Source organism: Tateyamaria sp. LSS28 (assembly GCF_059611725.1).
Map to the genome: position 1 here is coordinate 21,908 of NZ_JCAPFI010000001.1, position 15,601 is coordinate 37,508.

Here is a 15,601-nt window from a genome sequence, read left to right on the forward strand (position 1 = left end):
TTTGACGCACTTACGCCAAAGCTAGGACAATTTATGTCAAAATACCCGAAAAACTCGCTGAAAAAGTGTAATTCGATTCAGGTGGTCATTGCGGCCATCCTTTCGAACTTCGCGTTCGCCGGGTCGAAGTCAGGTTGCGTAATATCGGTCATGGCAGCGCGCTGCACCTCGTCCAGCGCAGCTATCTTGACGTTGATGGTCGGGACCACCAGCGTCATGACAGCCGAGGACCGATCCGGAAAAAATCCAGCCATCATAAGGCGTTGGTAAGCCATCGTCACTTGGCTTTCATCGTTTCCCTTTGGCATCCGGGTATAAACATGATCCAGCCGAGCCATCTGTGTCGTTTGAATATCCAGAAAAGACTGATCCAGCATACGGCCGAATTCTTCGCCAGCTGGAAGCCGGGCGATCGGACGGCCAATGCTGGAACGAGCATAATCCAGCCCAAACCAATTCACGTATGCCGAGAGATTTCCGAACTCCACACAAATCCAGCCCGAATCAGAATTGCGATAAACCATGAGATATGGACGCACATGAGACAGATTTGGGCTCTCAATCTCTCCCGAGGCCATGACCCACGCACGATAGGTTTCACGCAGAAGGACCGACTCGTCTGTCCATATGTCCCCAATCGGTCGCTGCTGCTGGTAAAAAACCCAGTCACCTTGATGGGCTTGAAGATACTGCAGTGCACCGCGCATGCCAGTCTGACCTCGCGACCACACCTTGGCATGCATAAGCAGCTCTCGTGCTTCCGGCAGCGCGGCTTCCCCCGCCTCGGTCAGCTCGTAGCGCCGGTCTTTTGTCCGAAAAAGCTCCTCACCACGCATCTCCTCAAGCTGCGAAATATGGCGACGAACCGTTTGACGCGTGCTGTTTAGTCTTGTCACAGCATGGGACAAGTTCAGCGTTTCCGCCAATGTTGTGAACGAGCGGATCATCTCGAACAGCAGGGGCTGGTTCAACTCACTCAAGTTTGGCGTTGGCGCGTTCACATGCTTACTCGATGTATGATCAACAATACATCCACGTTAAACAAATCATACATTAATGCAACATTTACGTGTGGTCTTGGGTGTAAATCTACTCAATTGAACCGATGCGTGTACTGGGCGATCACTCTCCCAGAACAACCGGAGGTAATCAGTCATGTCGCATCCTGTCGACGTACACGTTGGTAAACGCTTGAAACAGATCCGCACCTTGCGTCGGATGTCCCAAACAGATGTTGCAAAGCGCTTGGAGCTGTCTTTTCAACAAATCCAGAAATACGAGATCGGTTCGAACCGAATCGCCGCGAGCCGTCTGTTTGAGCTGTCGCGCATCCTCGACGTACCCACATCCTACTTCTTTGAAGGTTTGGCGGACGCAGGCAACATGGCTGCACCACGCAGCGATCGCGGGCTTGATATCGTGAATGCGCTCGCTGCGATTGAAGACGACAAGATCAAATCACGCATCGTCACCTTCATCGAAGATGTGTCCGGGCTGACTGTCGCACGCCGCGCTTCATAAACGCATAGTACGACGGTATTTCATCAAGCCATTTAATAATACATTTTCAGCACTCGATTCGGACCGGCTTGCCCATCGGCAGTCGGTCCGAATTTTTTTGGGATGCGCAAAACTCTAAACCGGCCCCAGAGTCACAAAGCGAAAATCCATGTGATTCGACTTACCGACATTGATCAAGGAGATGGTACTTTGGCGGTATCACCATCAATGGTAGTGATTCTTACCAACCATCGCGTCGGTCTCGGTTGTATCTCTCCAGGCTCGTTGCTGCACTGCAGTATAGTGCCACGCAATATTTGAACAAATAGCCGCATCAAAATGAATATTTGTTGCGCTGCACCTGCAAACTAGTTAAGCGGTGACGACGCGGAAAATGAGGAGCTATGCGATGGCACATGACGGACAGGATATTGGAGTGATGACGTCAGTTTTGCTCGATGATTTGCTCGCGCTGACCAGCGCTGCGCTAAAACCGGTTGAAGAGATAACGGAGCTCGCGCGGACACGCCTGCGCGACCAACTCAGTGTTGATGGGCGGGTGTCTGGCGCCCTTGTCGAAAAGCATCAGACTGCCGCCCATGGTCTCGCATGGCTCGCAACATACTGCGAAGCGCTCCGACAGATGCAGAAATGGGCGGAAGCAATCAGCGTCCAGTCCAAATTCGGCGAAGTCGAGGCACTGATCCACCAAATCGCCTTTGGCGAATACCTGTGGCAGATTTACGGCGGCATTCAAATGAACCAGGGCGAGGTTCTGCGCTTGCAAGACCTTGGTTTGTCCCAAGACGACATGCGCGGGATGATGGAACCCGCCATTCAAACGCTCACCCAACGCGGCAATACTCAAGCGGCGCGCGTTCGTCTTGTTGAATTGATGCAGGAACGCAGCGCTGAGATCACAGTTGGTGCCTCTGGCCTCGATGAAGAACTTGAAATGATTCGAGAGCAATTTCGGCGCTATGCCGTGGAAAAGGTCGAACCCTTTGCCCACGATTGGCACCTCAAGGACGAGCTGATCCCAATGGAGGTTATCGAAGAGCTGGCCGAAATGGGCGTCTTCGGCCTGACCATCCCCGAAGAGTATGGTGGTTTCGGTTTGTCGAAAGCATCCATGTGCGTCGTCTCAGAAGAACTGAGCCGCGGCTATATCGGTGTCGGCTCGCTCGGCACCCGCTCCGAAATCGCGGCCGAATTGATCATCGCAGGCGGCACGGAGGAACAGAAACAGAAGTGGCTGCCACAACTTGCCAGTGCCGAAACGCTGCCCACGGCTGTGTTCACGGAACCCAACACCGGGTCCGACCTTGGCAGTTTGCGCACCCGCGCGGTCAAAAACGACAACGGCGACTACAAGATCACGGGCAACAAGACCTGGATCACCCATGCTACACGCACGCAAGTGATGACGCTTCTGGCCCGCACGAATCCGAACACCACGGACTACAAGGGGCTGTCGATGTTCTTGGCTGAAAAGACACCCGGCACAGATGAAAACCCCTTCCCAACCGACGGCATGACCGGCGGCGAGATCGAAGTGCTCGGCTACCGGGGCATGAAGGAATACGAACTGGGCTTCGACAACTTCCATGTGAAGGGCGAGAACCTGCTGGGCGGGGAAGAAGGCAAAGGCTTCAAGCAGCTAATGGAAACCTTCGAATCTGCCCGCATCCAGACAGCAGCCCGCGCCATCGGCGTAGCGCAATCAGCGCTGGATATCTCGATGCAGTACGCCCAAGACCGCAAACAGTTCGGCAAGGCCCTCATCAACTTCCCGCGTGTCGCCAACAAACTCGCGATGATGGCCGTCGAAATCATGGTCGCTCGACAACTGACCTACTTCTCTGCGTTCGAAAAGGACGAAGGGCGACGCTGCGACGTCGAGGCGGGCATGGCAAAACTGCTGGGTGCGCGTGTAGCATGGGCGGCGGCCGACAATGGTCTGCAAATCCATGGCGGCAACGGCTTTGCACTGGAATACAAGATTTCCCGCGTTCTTTGCGACGCACGCATCCTGAACATCTTTGAAGGTGCCGCGGAGATTCAGGCTCAGGTCATCGCGCGTAGGCTTCTGGGGTAAGCCATTTTCTGACCCGGAAAACGAACCGTAAGCTTTGTCGGCTGCCGCTCGTTGATTGACGATCCACACAGAACCTTCAAGGTGGCGGCATGCTTACATTTGCCGCTGCTGTCTTTTTTCTGATCATAACGCCCGGCCCAGGCGTCTTGTCGGCAGCAGGAGTCGGAGCCGCCTATGGCCTCAAATCCGGCATGCGATATGTGCTGGGCCTTTTTATCGGCAACAATCTGGTCATTCTTGCGGTCGTTACCGGCCTTGCCGCTCTGATACTGGCAAATCCTCTTGTACGGACCCTGCTCTTTGGGGTTTCAACACTCTACCTGCTCTACCTTGCAATGCGGATCGCCTTCGCCGGATCAAAGCTTGCCTTTGCGCCTGTCACCACCGAGCCAGGTGTTCTCAATGGGGTCTTGCTGCAGCCGATCAATCCCAAGGCATATGCCGTCAACACGGCTCTTTTCTCGGGTTTTTCCCTGATACCCGATGCCATTCTGGTCGAAGCAGTTTGGAAACTGGTGATCGTCAACGCGATCTGGGTGCCAATTCACATCATTTGGGTTGGTTTCGGGGTCCGGCTCAAGCAACTTGATCTGGCTGCACATCAGCAACGATGGATTAACTATATAATGGCCGCCTCCATGCTGCTGGTGGTCGCACTAGCTTTAATGGCCGAGATTTGACGCACATAGTTCGCATCTCCTTGCTCGCAAGATAGGCAAATTCTTTCGTGGCGTGTGCGGCAAAACGCTCATACCGCAAGTTGAAGCGTCTTTCGCTTGCACCCCCGCATACCCGGACGTATCGCAAGGCCATGGCTAAAGCTCCCCTCTCCCCCGCTGCCTGGATTGACGCCGGGCTGGAACAGCTCACAGCCCAAGGGCCATTGGCCCTGCGGGCAGAACCACTTTCACGCCACCTGAAGACGTCAAAGGGTTCATTCTACTGGCATTTCAAGGATGTACCGGCTTTTCAGAAGGCATTGCTTGCCGAATGGAAATCCCGTGCTCTGGACACCTTAAAGGAAGACAGCGCCCAGAACGGCACTGCCACCGACAAGATGATCCGCTTCGGACAAAGTGTTCAGGAAGACACCGCAGGTCCAGCGCTTCGTGCTTGGGCACAGCAGGACAAAGCGGTCGCAAAGGCACTGTCTGAGGTCGACAAGACACGTCTGGCACGTCTCACGGATTTGATGTCCGACATCGGTGTCACGAACGAAGAGTTTTCCAAGGCGGCCTACGGGTCTCTCGTTGGTCTGAAGCAAATGCATTCGGATGATGGCGACGCCTTGGTGGCCTTCGCAGCCCTTGTTGACCTGGTGATGGCCCTGAAATGATTCGAGCGGCCGCGCTGACGCTTTTGGCGTCCATCCCGGCATGCCAAGCTGATGAAACCGTTGCGCGCTATGGCGCTGCGGATCGCCTGTGGGAATTGCAAACCCTGAACGGTACCGCATTTCCGGCACGCGCGACGCTTGAGTTTGAGACGGGTGGCCCGGTCTCTGGTCATGCGCCGTGCAACCAGTTCACAACAACCAACACGGTTCCGTATCCATGGTTCGAACTCAAGCCCATTGCGGCTACGCGCATTGCCTGCCCCGAGCTGGAAGCTGAAACAGCTTACCTCGAGGCGCTCTCAAGGATGACCCAATCCGAGGTGCGCGAAGGAAGCCTGTTTCTGCGCAATGACGATGGCGAAGAGCTGATATTCACAACACGCGATTGAACGCGTCGACAAAGCGAGCGCGCGCCTCTGGCAAAGGTTTTGACCCTAGATCAGGAGCCAGATGATTAGCCAGGAAGTATCCCGTGGTCTCCAGCCCTTGCGCAATCTCTGCATTCGGCGCGTCACCTTCACGACGCAGCACAGCAGGAAGTGGCAATAACCGATCTGCCCACTCGCCCGCACCCTCCTTCGACACTGCCCGCCCAGATTTGGGCGAGACATAGGCGAGACCTCCGGTAGCCCCGGTCACCGCACAGGCGCTGAGATCAAGGCCAAAGCCCATCTCCTGCAAAAGAGCCAACTCCCATTGCAAGTATCCAAGCGGCCAAACATCATCCTGCCCCAACAGATCAAGCAGCGCCTCGGTTCGGCGATACAACGGGCCGTGTGCCTCGCGCTCTGGCAAGCAAAAGGCCAATAGGCCTGTAACCGCGTTCAACCCGGCCAAGGCCAACCGATTGCCCATGACCAGGGCCGCACGGCTGCGCACCGGCTCGACTGCGAATGTCCCGATGTGCTCTTCCAGACGCGCGCGCCACGCCACATCCAACTGCGCACCGGGTTGCAAGATTGGGGCAATCTTACGGCTCGTTCCGCCGCGGACCACACCGGCATGGCGACCACGATCTTCGGTGAAAACGTCAATGATCGAACTGGTTTCCCCGTGGCGGCGCACGCTTAGCAATATGCCCGTGCCGCGCCACTCCATCTCAGGCCAGCCCCTCCTGATCCAGCATATGCCGCCCCGCGCGGTCTTCCACCTCGATCACCCAAAGGTCCGGATCAAACCCGCGCTGCCGGGCAACCGCCGCATCCACATCACCCTCGGCACCAGAGGACAGCTCCGCCCAGACGCGCGTGTCAGACATCAGGTCAAAGGATCGCTGGTACAGCACTGCCTGACCATCCAACGTGTTCAGCTTCACCAGCACCGCCCCGCCCGTATCATCTCCGTGGGCAACAACAAAACCGGGAATGTCAGCAAAGCGCAACCGCGCCAGATAGGCATCCACCCAGAACCGCGATGTCAGCTTGGGCGCCACGTTCGCCCCTTCCCTGTTTCAAAAAAATCCTCCCCGAAGGGTCGGGTGGCATATGTCTCAGGCATTGCCATCTTTGAAATCCAAGCCCATCTGGTCGTAGCGTTCCGCTTCATCCAACCATTTCTCGCGCACTTTGACCTGCAGGAACAAATGCACCTTACGGCCCAGGAACTCGGTCAGTTCCTCCCGCGCAGCCTTGCTCACCGCCTTGATCGTCTCGCCGCGATGCCCCAGCACAATGCCCTTGTGACCGTCCCGGCTGACATAGATGATCTGGTCCACCTTGGCCGAGCCATCCTTGCGCTCTTCCCAGGCTTCGGTCTCAACGGTCAGTTGATACGGCAGCTCCTGATGCAAGCGCAGGGTCAGCTTCTCACGGGTCATCTCGGCCGCGATCATGCGCATGGGCAGATCGGCAATCTGATCCTCCGGGTACAGCCACGGCCCCTCCGGCACTTGTTTGGCCAACCACTGACGCAGCGCATCAACGCCATGGCCCTTCTCTGCCGAGATCATGAAGGTTTCCGCAAAATCAAACCGCTCATTCAGATCCTTGGTCAGACCCAGCAGCACAGGTGCCTCGACACGATCAATCTTGTTGATGGCAAGTGCCACAGTCCGGCCCTGTCCGATCTCGGCCATTCCTTCCAGAATGCGCTCGACCCCAGCAGTGACACCGCGGTGCGCCTCGACCATCAGCACCACTACATCAGCATCCGCAGCCCCACCCCAGGCGGCCGCCACCATCGCACGATCCAAACGGCGGCGCGGCTGAAACAGGCCCGGCGTATCGACAAAGACGATCTGACTATCGCCTTCCATTGCAACACCGCGAATGCGGGCACGGGTGGTTTGAACCTTGTGAGTGACAATGCTGACCTTCGCGCCCACCATTGTGTTTAGCAGGGTGGACTTGCCCGCATTGGGTTCTCCGATCAGGGCGACAAAGCCCGCGCGGGTGGTCATGCCTGCCCCTCCAGTTGTTGCAGCAACGCCTGCGCCGCTGCCTGCTGCGCTTCGCGCTTCGACCCGGCGGTGGCTGTGGCCTCGGCCCCCGTCGACAGACGGGCGGCGATGGTGAAAATTGGTTGATGGTCCGGCCCGGAACGACCGGTCTCAACATATTGCGGTGGGGTCAAACCGCGGGCCTGTGCCCATTCCTGCAAGGCGGTCTTGGCATCACGGGCATCCGCATCGACGCGAGCCACCCGATCGCCCCACAACCGCAGGATCAGCGCCTTGGCGGCATCAAATCCCGAGTCCAGATAAACAGCCGCAATCACCGCCTCGATGGCATCTCCCAAAAGCGCCTGCTTGCGTCTGCCGCCGGACAACATCTCGGACCGGCCCAATCGCAGCACGGCCCCCAGATCGACATCACGCGCCACGTCGGCACAGGTTTCCTTCCGCACCAAAGCATTGAAACGCGGGGCCAGCGTCCCTTCCGCGGCCCCTGGGTCGGCCTCAAGCAACGCCTGCGCCATCACCAGGCCCAAGACTCGGTCCCCCAGAAACTCCAAACGCTGATTGTCCGACCGGGTGGGCGAAGACATAGACGCATGTGTCACCGCCTCCACCAGTAAATCAGGCGCGACAAAGCGGTGCCCGATCCGGCCCTCAAAGGCCGTCAGATCTACCCCCAGCTTCACTCGATCCCCTTGAAGTAGCGATCACTACGCCACGTCCAGAAAAACAACATCGACCGACCAGCGGACGAGAACATAACGCGATCCGCGCGACCAATCAGATTTTCGAACGGAACATAACCGACGCCACCCGCGACCTGCGCCAACCGGCTGTCCGAGGAGTTGTCGCGGTTATCCCCCATAAAGAAGTAGTTGCCTTCCGGGACGCGGTAGACTGGCGTGTTGTCCGACTGCTGCACGCCAACGTTCAGCACGACGTGCTGCTCACCGTTGGGGAAGGTTTCGAGGAACCGGGACTTCGTGCAATCCGCGCCCTGCCCCACGGCGCCGCTTTCACAACGCGGCAACAAACCCTGCGGCCCCTGACGATCAAACACCTCAGTGAACGTGCCAGCCGGTTCCTGCGGCACGGGCTCGCCGTTCAGAATGATCTGACCATTCCGGACTTGCAAAGTGTCGCCGGGCAGACCCACAACACGTTTGATAAAGTCAGCCCCTGAAACGGGATGGCGAAAAACGACAACGTCACCGCGCTCGGGCTCACCGGCCCAGACGCGATCATCACCCATGAACCCGCACAGCTTCTGCGCATCCAGACCAATAGCCGGAATCGACGGGCAGGACGCATAGGAATAGCCATAGGCCATCTTGTTCACGAACAGGAAATCGCCAATCAGCAACGTCTCTTTCATCGAACCGGACGGAATCCAGAACGGCTGGAAGAAAAGCGTGCGGAACACCCCGGCAATCAACAGCGCATAAACAATGGTCTTGATCGTTTCGATCACGCCGTTCTGGGACTTTTCCTTGGCGGCCATTGCGCGCTCCTTCGGGGGGTAGGTTCAGGGCTACATGCGGGCGCGGCCCGAAGGTGTCAAGGCGCAGGATCAGATTGTATCGGGCGGGCTTCGATCACCACAAATGCCTGCGCCCACGGATGATCGTCGGTCAGGGTGACATGGATGATCGCCTCGTGCCCGGACGGGGTCATCTCGGCCAGTCGTTCGGCAGCCCAGCCCGTGACATGCATGACAGGTTGACCGGTTCTAAGGTTAGTCACCGCCATGTCTTTCCACGAAATACCCATGCGCAGGCCGGTGCCCAGAGCCTTTGAGCACGCCTCTTTCGCCGCCCAACGTTTGGCATAGGTACCAGGCGTATCGGCCCTTCGTTCGGCCTTGGCCTGTTCAATATCGGTAAACACCCGGTTGCGAAACCGGTCCCCGAACCGCTCCAACGTACCCGCGATCCGGTCAATATTCGCGAGATCGGTGCCAACACCAAGGATCATTGCAAACGTGCCGTCAAAATCTTGTAACTCGCAAACCCGAAAAAGCCTGCAAAGGCCAGCTCGAACCAGCGACGCGCCTTGCGATAAGCGGCCACAATCCGCGCGTTCGAAAACAGCAAGGCATAACCGATGAAAATCAGGATCGAGCCCGCGTAAAGGTAAGCAAAGCATTGGAAAATGGCAGCTGGCTTTGCGTCAGCAGGCAAGGCAATGGCATAGATTGATCCCCAGCTCAGGATCGCCTTGGGATTGGTGATGTGAATGGCCGCCCCCTTCAGAAACAGATTGCGCGCCGAGCCGGAAAACGGCGTACCCACAGGGGTGTCCCCGCCGTGCCAGGCACTTTTCAAAGCTTTGAACGCCAGCCACGCCAAGTATGCCACGCCCGCATAGCGGACGATTTCAAAAACCCAGACATGGGCCAGCATGATGGCCGACAGACCCACTGCTGCGGCAATACCCCAACTCGCCGACCCGGCAAGGATTCCCAGAGCAAAGGCAAGTGCAGAGGCGCGCCCGGCAGACATGGCGGTGCCTGCAATCCCCATGGTGGCGGGGCCCGGCGATCCGCCCGCAAGCAGCCATGCAATCCAGATAGCGGCGAATTCAGATCCCATCGAACACTCCCAGATTGGCGACCTGTTGCACGCTTCTACGACACAGGCCGGACAAGATCATGCAGGTGCCTCGATGTCATAGACAATGATGCCAGCTGCACCGCCCTCACAAAGCGCGACAAGCCGCGCACCCAAATCCTGATGCTCGGGGTCAACGGCATATGCTGCCAACGCCTTTGCATTCTCCGCATCAAGTGTGAAGCCATAAGGGTAATCGGGTGTCTTGCCTTCGTAGTCGCGATTCGGACCCGCCCGGAAATCGGAGCAGCCATCCAATCGCCGCACGAGGTCCTCAAGATCCAACATAATCTTGTCCAGTTCGGCCGTATCAGCCTTGGGTGACAAACGCAGAAACACACAGTGGCGGATCATCAACGGGTCCCCTCTTGTTCGACCGGATTTCGGTCAATTCAACCGCTGTGCCGTCCGAGATGCAAGACTGACCCGCCAGCGCACCGGCAATGTTGGGCAGCAGCGCGGTTCATTCGGCCCCAGCATGATTGTCGTGAGGTCCACGTGGCTTGGACCAAACGCAGCGTCGCGTGGCGATTGGCCAAACAAGCCCTCAACGGAACCGACAAACCCCCAACCAGCGGTCGTTCGCTGATACACGCCGACCGCGATCGACGTGTTACCGGCCGAACCGGGGATGTATTCATACACGATGCCCAAGGCCCGTGTGGCCGTGGCCGGATTCGCCTGATCCGGCAGCCAGAAAGAGGCCTCTGCCGTGCCCGACGCCGTCAATGTCGAGAACAGCAGCCGATCCAGATCGGGCCAAGCACTCTGTTGTGCCGTTGTCGGCCCGGCGTAGACGGCCAAGGTCAACGCAAGAATCGATGCCACCAAACGCATCATGCGACAGCCTCCCGCGCCTTATCCATGAGGTGGCGCATTTCTCGGATAGCCGGATCCAACCCTAGGAAAATGGCCTCACCAATCAGGAAATGCCCGATATTCAGCTCCATCACTTCGGGAAAGGCAGCAACCGGAGACACAGTTTCATAGGTCAAACCATGGCCCACATGCACCTCAAGGCCCAGCGAATGCGCAAAACTCGACATCTCGCGCATCGCCTCCAATTCACGGTCGCGATCTTCCATGCGCCCCTCGTGATGTGCGTCACAATAGGCACCCGAGTGCAGCTCGATCACCTGCGCACCAATGCGGTGGGCCGCTTCGATCTGGCGCTTGTCGGCTGCGATGAAGATGGACACCCGGCAGCCGGCCTCGCGCAGCGGAGCGATGAAATGGGCCAGCCGGTTTTCTTCCCGTGCGACCTCCAGCCCCCCTTCGGTTGTCCGTTCCTCGCGTTTCTCAGGAACGATGCACACCGCGTGGGGTTTGTGACGCAAAGCGATGGATTGCATTTCTGTTGTCGCGGCCATCTCGAAGTTCAACGGCACTGACAACACGTCCATCAGCCCTTCGATGTCAGCATCGGAAATATGTCTGCGATCTTCACGCAGATGAGCCGTAATGCCATCGGCCCCAGCCATCTCTGCCAACTTTGCCGCGCGCAGCGGGTCCGGCGTATCGCCGCCACGTGCATTTCGCACCGTGGCGACGTGATCGATATTCACACCAAGGCGGAGTTTTCCCAAAGGGGCTGTCATCGGCATCGTCCTTCCAATGTCTTCACGTCCAACCTAGTGCGGATGCAAATGTCTGGAAATACGGACAAAGCCGCAAAATTGTACCAAGCGCCTAGTCAGTTTTTGGCTTGGCAGCGGCTGCCTTGTTCGCGGCTTTGGCCTTCAATGCTTCGAACTTGGCCTTGATCGCACCCTTGCGCCGCTTCTGGTAGGCGCGAATGACGGGCACCGAGAGGTAATAGCAGACAGTCGCCGCGATGATGCCGGGGATGATTCCACCAATAAGATAGGGAAAGAAAATCTCGTCATAAAAGATGCTCAGCTTGGTCCAATCGCGTGGCTCTCCCATCAGCACATGCTTCAGGTTCAGCCACAGGTCGGACCCCGCATCGACGAACTTGCCACCAAAGGATCGTTCCGTTTCTTCCTTCATTTCGGCCCCAAGCAGCCAGTGACCCGTTTGCAATGACACCACACCAATCGGAACATAGGTCAGCGGGTTGCCAAAGAAGGTCGCCATCAGCGACGCAACAATATTCCCGCGCATGGCCGTCGCAATGATGGCAGCGACAAAGAAATGTAAACCGTAGAATGGAGTGAATGTCGTGAACACGCCCGCCCAGATACCACGCGCGATCTTTTCTGGTCGGTCAGGCAGTCGACGGACGCGGTGTTTGACATACAGAAACGCACGACTCCACCCGCCGCGCGGCCAGAGAAATTCCAGCACTGCGCGCAGAAACGGTTTGGGGTCGCGGCGCTTGAACACCAATATCTTGTCGCCCTTCGTTGCGCCTTATCCCGCGATCATCGTTTGCCCGGCTGATGGCTCGGGGCGACGGAAGCGGTCGATGGCAGCCACATCACTCTCTGCTTGAAGCGCCCCCATCAACGTATGCAGATGCTGGGCGTCCCGAAGCTCTACGTAGACCATCAATCTAAAGAAGTCAGGTTTACGATCCACGAATTCGAGATTTGAAATATTGGCCCTACTCTCGCCGATCAATGTGCAAATGCGTCCCAGGACACCGGCGTCATTGCCAATGGTCAGATCAAGCGTCACGCCGTACACAGCCGGATGGCTGCCGTCGTGCCAATGCAGGTCCAGCCATCGGTCGGGTTGATTTTCGTATTCGACAAGGCGCGCGCAATCTATGGCGTGTACAACCACGCCTTCACCCCGAAAGGTGATCCCGACAATGCGCTCGCCTGGCAACGGTTCGCAGCACGTTGCGCGCTGGAATGACTGTCCCGGCAAAAGCCCAATGACCGCGCGGCGCGCGTCGACCTGTTTGCCAGACTTAGGTGTCAAATCAGGATAGATGGCCTGCACCACTTCGCGGCCGGTCAACTCGGCTGACCCCAGACGCGCCAGTACTTCGTCCGCATCCTTCAAGCGCAATCGTTTGGCGGCGGCATCCAATGCCTTGTCCGTGGCCTTCTTGCGCACATGGGCGAAGGCGGACCGAGCCAATTCGCGCCCCAATGTAATGAAACGGTCGCGATCCGCCTCGCGCAGAGAACGACGGATGGCTGTCTTGGCCTTGCCGGTCGTGGCAATCTCAAGCCATGTGGCCTGCGGTGTCTGGCCCTCGGCGGTGATGATGTCGACCGACTGGCCATTCTTGACCCGCGTCCACAAAGGCACACGCATCCCGTCCACCTTGGCCCCGACACAGGCGTTCCCGATCCTTGTGTGGATCGCATAGGCAAAATCGATGGGTGTGGCGCCTTTCGGCAATTTCACCACCTCACCCTTGGGGGTAAAGCAGAACACCTGGTCCGAATACATCTCTAGCTTCACGGCCTCGAGGAAATCTTCGTGGTCTTCTTCGCTGTCGAACTGCTCGGTCAGTTGAGAAATCCACTTGGCCGGATCCACGGCAAACGGGTTCTGTGACCGCACGCCATCGCGATAGGACCAGTGCGCAGCCACGCCGGTTTCCGCCACATCGTGCATCTGCCGGGTGCGGATCTGCACTTCGACCCGCTTGCCATCACGGCCCGACACAGTGGTGTGGATAGACCGATACCCGTTGGTCTTGGGTTGGCTGATATAGTCCTTGAACCGGCCTGGCACTGCGCGCCACCGCTGATGAATGGCCCCAAGCGCGCGATAGCAATCTTCTTCGGATCCAGTGATGACACGGAAGCCATAAATGTCGGACAGACGGGAAAAGGACTGATCCTTTTCCTGCATCTTGCGCCAGATGGAATACGGTTTCTTGGCGCGGCCAAATACTTCGGCCTCAATGTGCACCTTTTCCAATTCAAACCGCATATCGCCGGTAATGCGCTGAATGACGTCGCCAGTTTCGCGCTGCATCGTTATAAAGCGGCGAATGATAGATGATCTGGCGTCCGGATTTAGAACTTTGAACGCAAGATCTTCCAGCTCTTCCCGCATCCATTGCATCCCCATGCGGCCCGACAGAGGGGCAAAGATATCCATGGTTTCGCGGGCCTTCTGAACCTGTTTGTCCGGGCGCATGGACTTGATGGTGCGCATGTTGTGCAAGCGGTCGCTCAGTTTGACCAGGATCACGCGCATGTCCTTTGACATGGCCATGAACAGCTTGCGGAAGTTTTCGGCCTGCTTGGTCTCAACACTCGAGAGCTGCAGGTTGGTCAGCTTGGTGACGCCGTCCACCAGCTTGGCAACCTCGTCTCCGAACTGTTCAGACACCATGGCATAGCTTGCCTTGGTGTCCTCGATCGTGTCGTGCAGAAGGGCGGTAACGATGGTGGCATCGTCCAGCTGCTGCTCGGTCAGGATAGCAGCAACGGCAACGGGGTGCGTGAAGTACGGCTCGCCCGAATGGCGAAACTGCCCATCGTGCATCTGTCCGCCAAAGGCATAAGCCCGGCGGATCAGGTCCTCGTTTGTCTTTGGATTATAGTTGCGGACCAGCGCGATCAGATCGTCGTCAGAGATCATCCGGTCCGCACCCGACTGGGATCAGCCCTGGCCTTGCGCGGCCATCAGCTGACGCAGAAGCATCTCTTCGGACATGCTGTCTTCTTCCGGCTTGTCCTGCTCGGCACCCATAAGAAGCGCCATTGCGTCTTCTTCTGCCTCGTCCACTTCGATCTGGCTCTGGTTCGATTCGATCAGACGCTCACGCAGTTCTTCTGAACTTTGGGTCTCTTCAGCGATCTCGCGCAGGGACACGACGGGGTTCTTGTCATTGTCGCGGTCCACTGTAATGGGCGCGCCGGACGAAATCTCGCGGGCGCGATGCGCGGCCAGCATCACCAGCTCGAAACGGTTCGGAACCTTGTCAACGCAGTCTTCAACGGTCACGCGGGCCATGGGTGTGCTCCAGATCAGGCGAGTTTAGATAGAAGGCTGTTATTTAGGGCCGATTGCACAGAATGACAAGCGCCTATTCGATGGGCACGATCGCTTCAATATCTGCGCTCGGAAGCGCATCCCGCATCTCCGTAACTGACTTCCGTGTAATTGGGTGCACCCAATCAGGCGCGACATCCGACAAGGGAACAAGAACGAATGCGCGTTCGTGCATGCGGGGGTGCGGCAACAGCAATTGACCTGGGGCCATTTCCTTCTGTTTTTCCAATGGTAGTTCCATCCAGGTGCGCAAGACCCGAACACTCGGTCGGATCATGTCGTCATGTGCTAGCAAATCCAAATCTATGATACGCTGCTCCCATCGGGCCTTTCGACGGCGTCCAAGACGCGCTTCGACCTCATGCAAACGGGCAATTGCTTCGGAAGATGACCAATGTGCCTCAACTAAAAGCGCCGCGTTCACAAAGTCGGGACCACTGTCGACGGGGACTGCTGGAGTTCGAAAAAAGCGACTACGACCCCGAATCACTGCTCCCATCTCTTCGATCGAATCAATGGCGTGGTGAAGCGTTTCGATGGGTGTTCCGACGCCAGAATGCATGTTTGACCCAAGGGCAACTAGCAATTTTGAACCGTTACATGGCGTAGTTTTGCCTATTTGGGTATCATCAGTGACTTGCGACATATTAAAAATCACCTATTTTTCAATCACCGTCTTTCGCGTTTTTACGCACTCACTCACGGAAATCACAGGCGGTACCCGAATTTTCGGA

The 15,601-nt window shown here is 57.4% G+C and carries 20 protein-coding genes; 5 read left to right on the top strand and 15 right to left on the bottom strand.

Annotation, left to right across the window (positions count from 1 at the left end; translation table 11 throughout):
* Positions 1 to 77: 77 nt before the first annotated feature.
* Positions 78 to 980 carry a LysR family transcriptional regulator gene (locus tag AC53L6_RS00125; protein WP_299208257.1) on the bottom strand — a complete coding sequence of 301 codons (903 nt, stop codon included), beginning with the start codon at positions 978 to 980 and terminating at the stop codon, positions 78 to 80.
* A gap of 175 nt (positions 981 to 1,155) precedes the next feature.
* Here AC53L6_RS00125 and AC53L6_RS00130 point away from each other — a divergent pair, with 175 nt between their 5' ends.
* The 5 genes from AC53L6_RS00130 to AC53L6_RS00150 all read left to right on the top strand — a co-directional run bounded on the left by AC53L6_RS00130 (position 1,156) and on the right by AC53L6_RS00150 (position 5,323).
* Positions 1,156 to 1,521, top strand: a complete 366-nt coding sequence (locus tag AC53L6_RS00130; RefSeq protein WP_299208256.1) for a helix-turn-helix domain-containing protein — start codon at positions 1,156 to 1,158, stop codon at positions 1,519 to 1,521.
* 388 nt (positions 1,522 to 1,909) lie between these two features.
* The gene (locus tag AC53L6_RS00135) at positions 1,910 to 3,598 is read left to right on the top strand and encodes an acyl-CoA dehydrogenase family protein (RefSeq protein WP_496906371.1); all 1,689 of its coding nucleotides are present in this window, start codon (positions 1,910 to 1,912) and stop codon (positions 3,596 to 3,598) included.
* An 89-nt stretch (positions 3,599 to 3,687) separates the two neighbouring features.
* Positions 3,688 to 4,278, top strand: a complete 591-nt coding sequence (locus AC53L6_RS00140) for a LysE family translocator (protein WP_496906372.1) — start codon at positions 3,688 to 3,690, stop codon at positions 4,276 to 4,278.
* Between the two features lie 131 nt (positions 4,279 to 4,409).
* Positions 4,410 to 4,934 carry a TetR/AcrR family transcriptional regulator gene (locus tag AC53L6_RS00145; RefSeq protein WP_496906373.1) on the top strand — a complete coding sequence of 175 codons (525 nt, stop codon included), beginning with the start codon at positions 4,410 to 4,412 and terminating at the stop codon, positions 4,932 to 4,934.
* Positions 4,931 to 5,323, top strand: coding sequence for an META domain-containing protein (locus AC53L6_RS00150; RefSeq protein WP_496906374.1), 393 nt, complete (start codon positions 4,931 to 4,933; stop codon positions 5,321 to 5,323). The genes AC53L6_RS00145 and AC53L6_RS00150 overlap by 4 nt, the downstream gene beginning before the upstream one ends.
* Here AC53L6_RS00150 and recO read toward each other — a convergent pair.
* The 14 genes from recO to folK form a co-directional block, all read right to left on the bottom strand.
* Positions 5,307 to 6,032 (bottom strand): DNA repair protein RecO, encoded by a 726-nt coding sequence (recO, locus tag AC53L6_RS00155; RefSeq protein ID WP_496906375.1) that lies wholly within the window; start codon positions 6,030 to 6,032, stop codon positions 5,307 to 5,309. The genes AC53L6_RS00150 and recO overlap by 17 nt on opposite strands.
* A gap of 1 nt (position 6,033) precedes the next feature.
* Positions 6,034 to 6,366, bottom strand: coding sequence for a DUF1491 family protein (locus AC53L6_RS00160; protein WP_299208244.1), 333 nt, complete (start codon positions 6,364 to 6,366; stop codon positions 6,034 to 6,036).
* Positions 6,367 to 6,423: 57 nt separating this feature from the next.
* Entirely contained in the window at positions 6,424 to 7,332 is a 909-nt protein-coding gene (era, locus tag AC53L6_RS00165; protein ID WP_299599739.1) for a GTPase Era, read from the bottom strand.
* Positions 7,329 to 8,015 (bottom strand): ribonuclease III, encoded by a 687-nt coding sequence (gene rnc / locus AC53L6_RS00170; RefSeq protein ID WP_496906376.1) that lies wholly within the window; start codon positions 8,013 to 8,015, stop codon positions 7,329 to 7,331. Before rnc ends, era begins: the two co-directional genes overlap by 4 nt.
* Positions 8,012 to 8,830, bottom strand: a complete 819-nt coding sequence (lepB, locus tag AC53L6_RS00175; RefSeq protein WP_299208237.1) for a signal peptidase I — start codon at positions 8,828 to 8,830, stop codon at positions 8,012 to 8,014. The genes rnc and lepB overlap by 4 nt, the downstream gene beginning before the upstream one ends.
* Before the next feature lie 56 nt (positions 8,831 to 8,886).
* Positions 8,887 to 9,303 (bottom strand): holo-ACP synthase, encoded by a 417-nt coding sequence (gene acpS / locus AC53L6_RS00180; protein ID WP_299208235.1) that lies wholly within the window; start codon positions 9,301 to 9,303, stop codon positions 8,887 to 8,889.
* The gene (locus AC53L6_RS00185; RefSeq protein ID WP_496906377.1) at positions 9,300 to 9,920 is read right to left on the bottom strand and encodes a LysE family translocator; all 621 of its coding nucleotides are present in this window, start codon (positions 9,918 to 9,920) and stop codon (positions 9,300 to 9,302) included. The genes acpS and AC53L6_RS00185 overlap by 4 nt, the downstream gene beginning before the upstream one ends.
* A 57-nt stretch (positions 9,921 to 9,977) precedes the next feature.
* Positions 9,978 to 10,292, bottom strand: coding sequence for a Dabb family protein (locus tag AC53L6_RS00190; protein WP_299208231.1), 315 nt, complete (start codon positions 10,290 to 10,292; stop codon positions 9,978 to 9,980).
* Positions 10,293 to 10,325: 33 nt separating this feature from the next.
* Positions 10,326 to 10,778 (bottom strand): hypothetical protein, encoded by a 453-nt coding sequence (locus AC53L6_RS00195; RefSeq protein WP_299750056.1) that lies wholly within the window; start codon positions 10,776 to 10,778, stop codon positions 10,326 to 10,328.
* A complete protein-coding gene (locus AC53L6_RS00200; RefSeq protein ID WP_496906378.1) occupies positions 10,775 to 11,536 on the bottom strand; it encodes a pyridoxine 5'-phosphate synthase in 762 nt (253 codons plus the stop codon). Before AC53L6_RS00200 ends, AC53L6_RS00195 begins: the two co-directional genes overlap by 4 nt.
* 91 nt (positions 11,537 to 11,627) lie before the next feature.
* Positions 11,628 to 12,287 carry a DUF2062 domain-containing protein gene (locus tag AC53L6_RS00205; protein ID WP_299208225.1) on the bottom strand — a complete coding sequence of 220 codons (660 nt, stop codon included), beginning with the start codon at positions 12,285 to 12,287 and terminating at the stop codon, positions 11,628 to 11,630.
* Positions 12,288 to 12,311: 24 nt separating this feature from the next.
* Entirely contained in the window at positions 12,312 to 14,453 is a 2,142-nt protein-coding gene (locus tag AC53L6_RS00210; protein ID WP_299208223.1) for a RelA/SpoT family protein, read from the bottom strand.
* 21 nt (positions 14,454 to 14,474) lie between these two features.
* Entirely contained in the window at positions 14,475 to 14,828 is a 354-nt protein-coding gene (rpoZ, locus tag AC53L6_RS00215) for a DNA-directed RNA polymerase subunit omega (RefSeq protein ID WP_039682236.1), read from the bottom strand.
* Between the two features lie 73 nt (positions 14,829 to 14,901).
* Entirely contained in the window at positions 14,902 to 15,525 is a 624-nt protein-coding gene (gene folK, locus AC53L6_RS00220; RefSeq protein WP_496906379.1) for a 2-amino-4-hydroxy-6-hydroxymethyldihydropteridine diphosphokinase, read from the bottom strand.
* Between the last annotated feature and the right edge of the window lie 76 nt (positions 15,526 to 15,601).

Bases quoted from the DNA above. Each gene is read 5' to 3' on its own strand.
- AC53L6_RS00130 (WP_299208256.1), top strand. From the start codon at position 1,156: ATGTCGCATCCTGTCGACGTACACGTTGGTAAACGCTTGAAACAGATC.
- AC53L6_RS00135 (WP_496906371.1), top strand. From the start codon at position 1,910: ATGGCACATGACGGACAGGATATTGGAGTGATGACGTCAGTTTTGCTC.
- AC53L6_RS00140 (WP_496906372.1), top strand. From the start codon at position 3,688: ATGCTTACATTTGCCGCTGCTGTCTTTTTTCTGATCATAACGCCCGGC.
- AC53L6_RS00145 (WP_496906373.1), top strand. From the start codon at position 4,410: ATGGCTAAAGCTCCCCTCTCCCCCGCTGCCTGGATTGACGCCGGGCTG.
- AC53L6_RS00150 (WP_496906374.1), top strand. From the start codon at position 4,931: ATGATTCGAGCGGCCGCGCTGACGCTTTTGGCGTCCATCCCGGCATGC.
- recO (WP_496906375.1), bottom strand. From the start codon at position 6,032: ATGGAGTGGCGCGGCACGGGCATATTGCTAAGCGTGCGCCGCCACGGG.
- era (WP_299599739.1), bottom strand. From the start codon at position 7,332: ATGACCACCCGCGCGGGCTTTGTCGCCCTGATCGGAGAACCCAATGCG.
- lepB (WP_299208237.1), bottom strand. From the start codon at position 8,830: ATGGCCGCCAAGGAAAAGTCCCAGAACGGCGTGATCGAAACGATCAAG.
- acpS (WP_299208235.1), bottom strand. From the start codon at position 9,303: ATGATCCTTGGTGTTGGCACCGATCTCGCGAATATTGACCGGATCGCG.
- AC53L6_RS00185 (WP_496906377.1), bottom strand. From the start codon at position 9,920: ATGGGATCTGAATTCGCCGCTATCTGGATTGCATGGCTGCTTGCGGGC.
- AC53L6_RS00190 (WP_299208231.1), bottom strand. From the start codon at position 10,292: ATGATCCGCCACTGTGTGTTTCTGCGTTTGTCACCCAAGGCTGATACG.
- AC53L6_RS00195 (WP_299750056.1), bottom strand. From the start codon at position 10,778: ATGATGCGTTTGGTGGCATCGATTCTTGCGTTGACCTTGGCCGTCTAC.
- AC53L6_RS00200 (WP_496906378.1), bottom strand. From the start codon at position 11,536: ATGACAGCCCCTTTGGGAAAACTCCGCCTTGGTGTGAATATCGATCAC.
- AC53L6_RS00210 (WP_299208223.1), bottom strand. From the start codon at position 14,453: ATGATCTCTGACGACGATCTGATCGCGCTGGTCCGCAACTATAATCCA.
- rpoZ (WP_039682236.1), bottom strand. From the start codon at position 14,828: ATGGCCCGCGTGACCGTTGAAGACTGCGTTGACAAGGTTCCGAACCGT.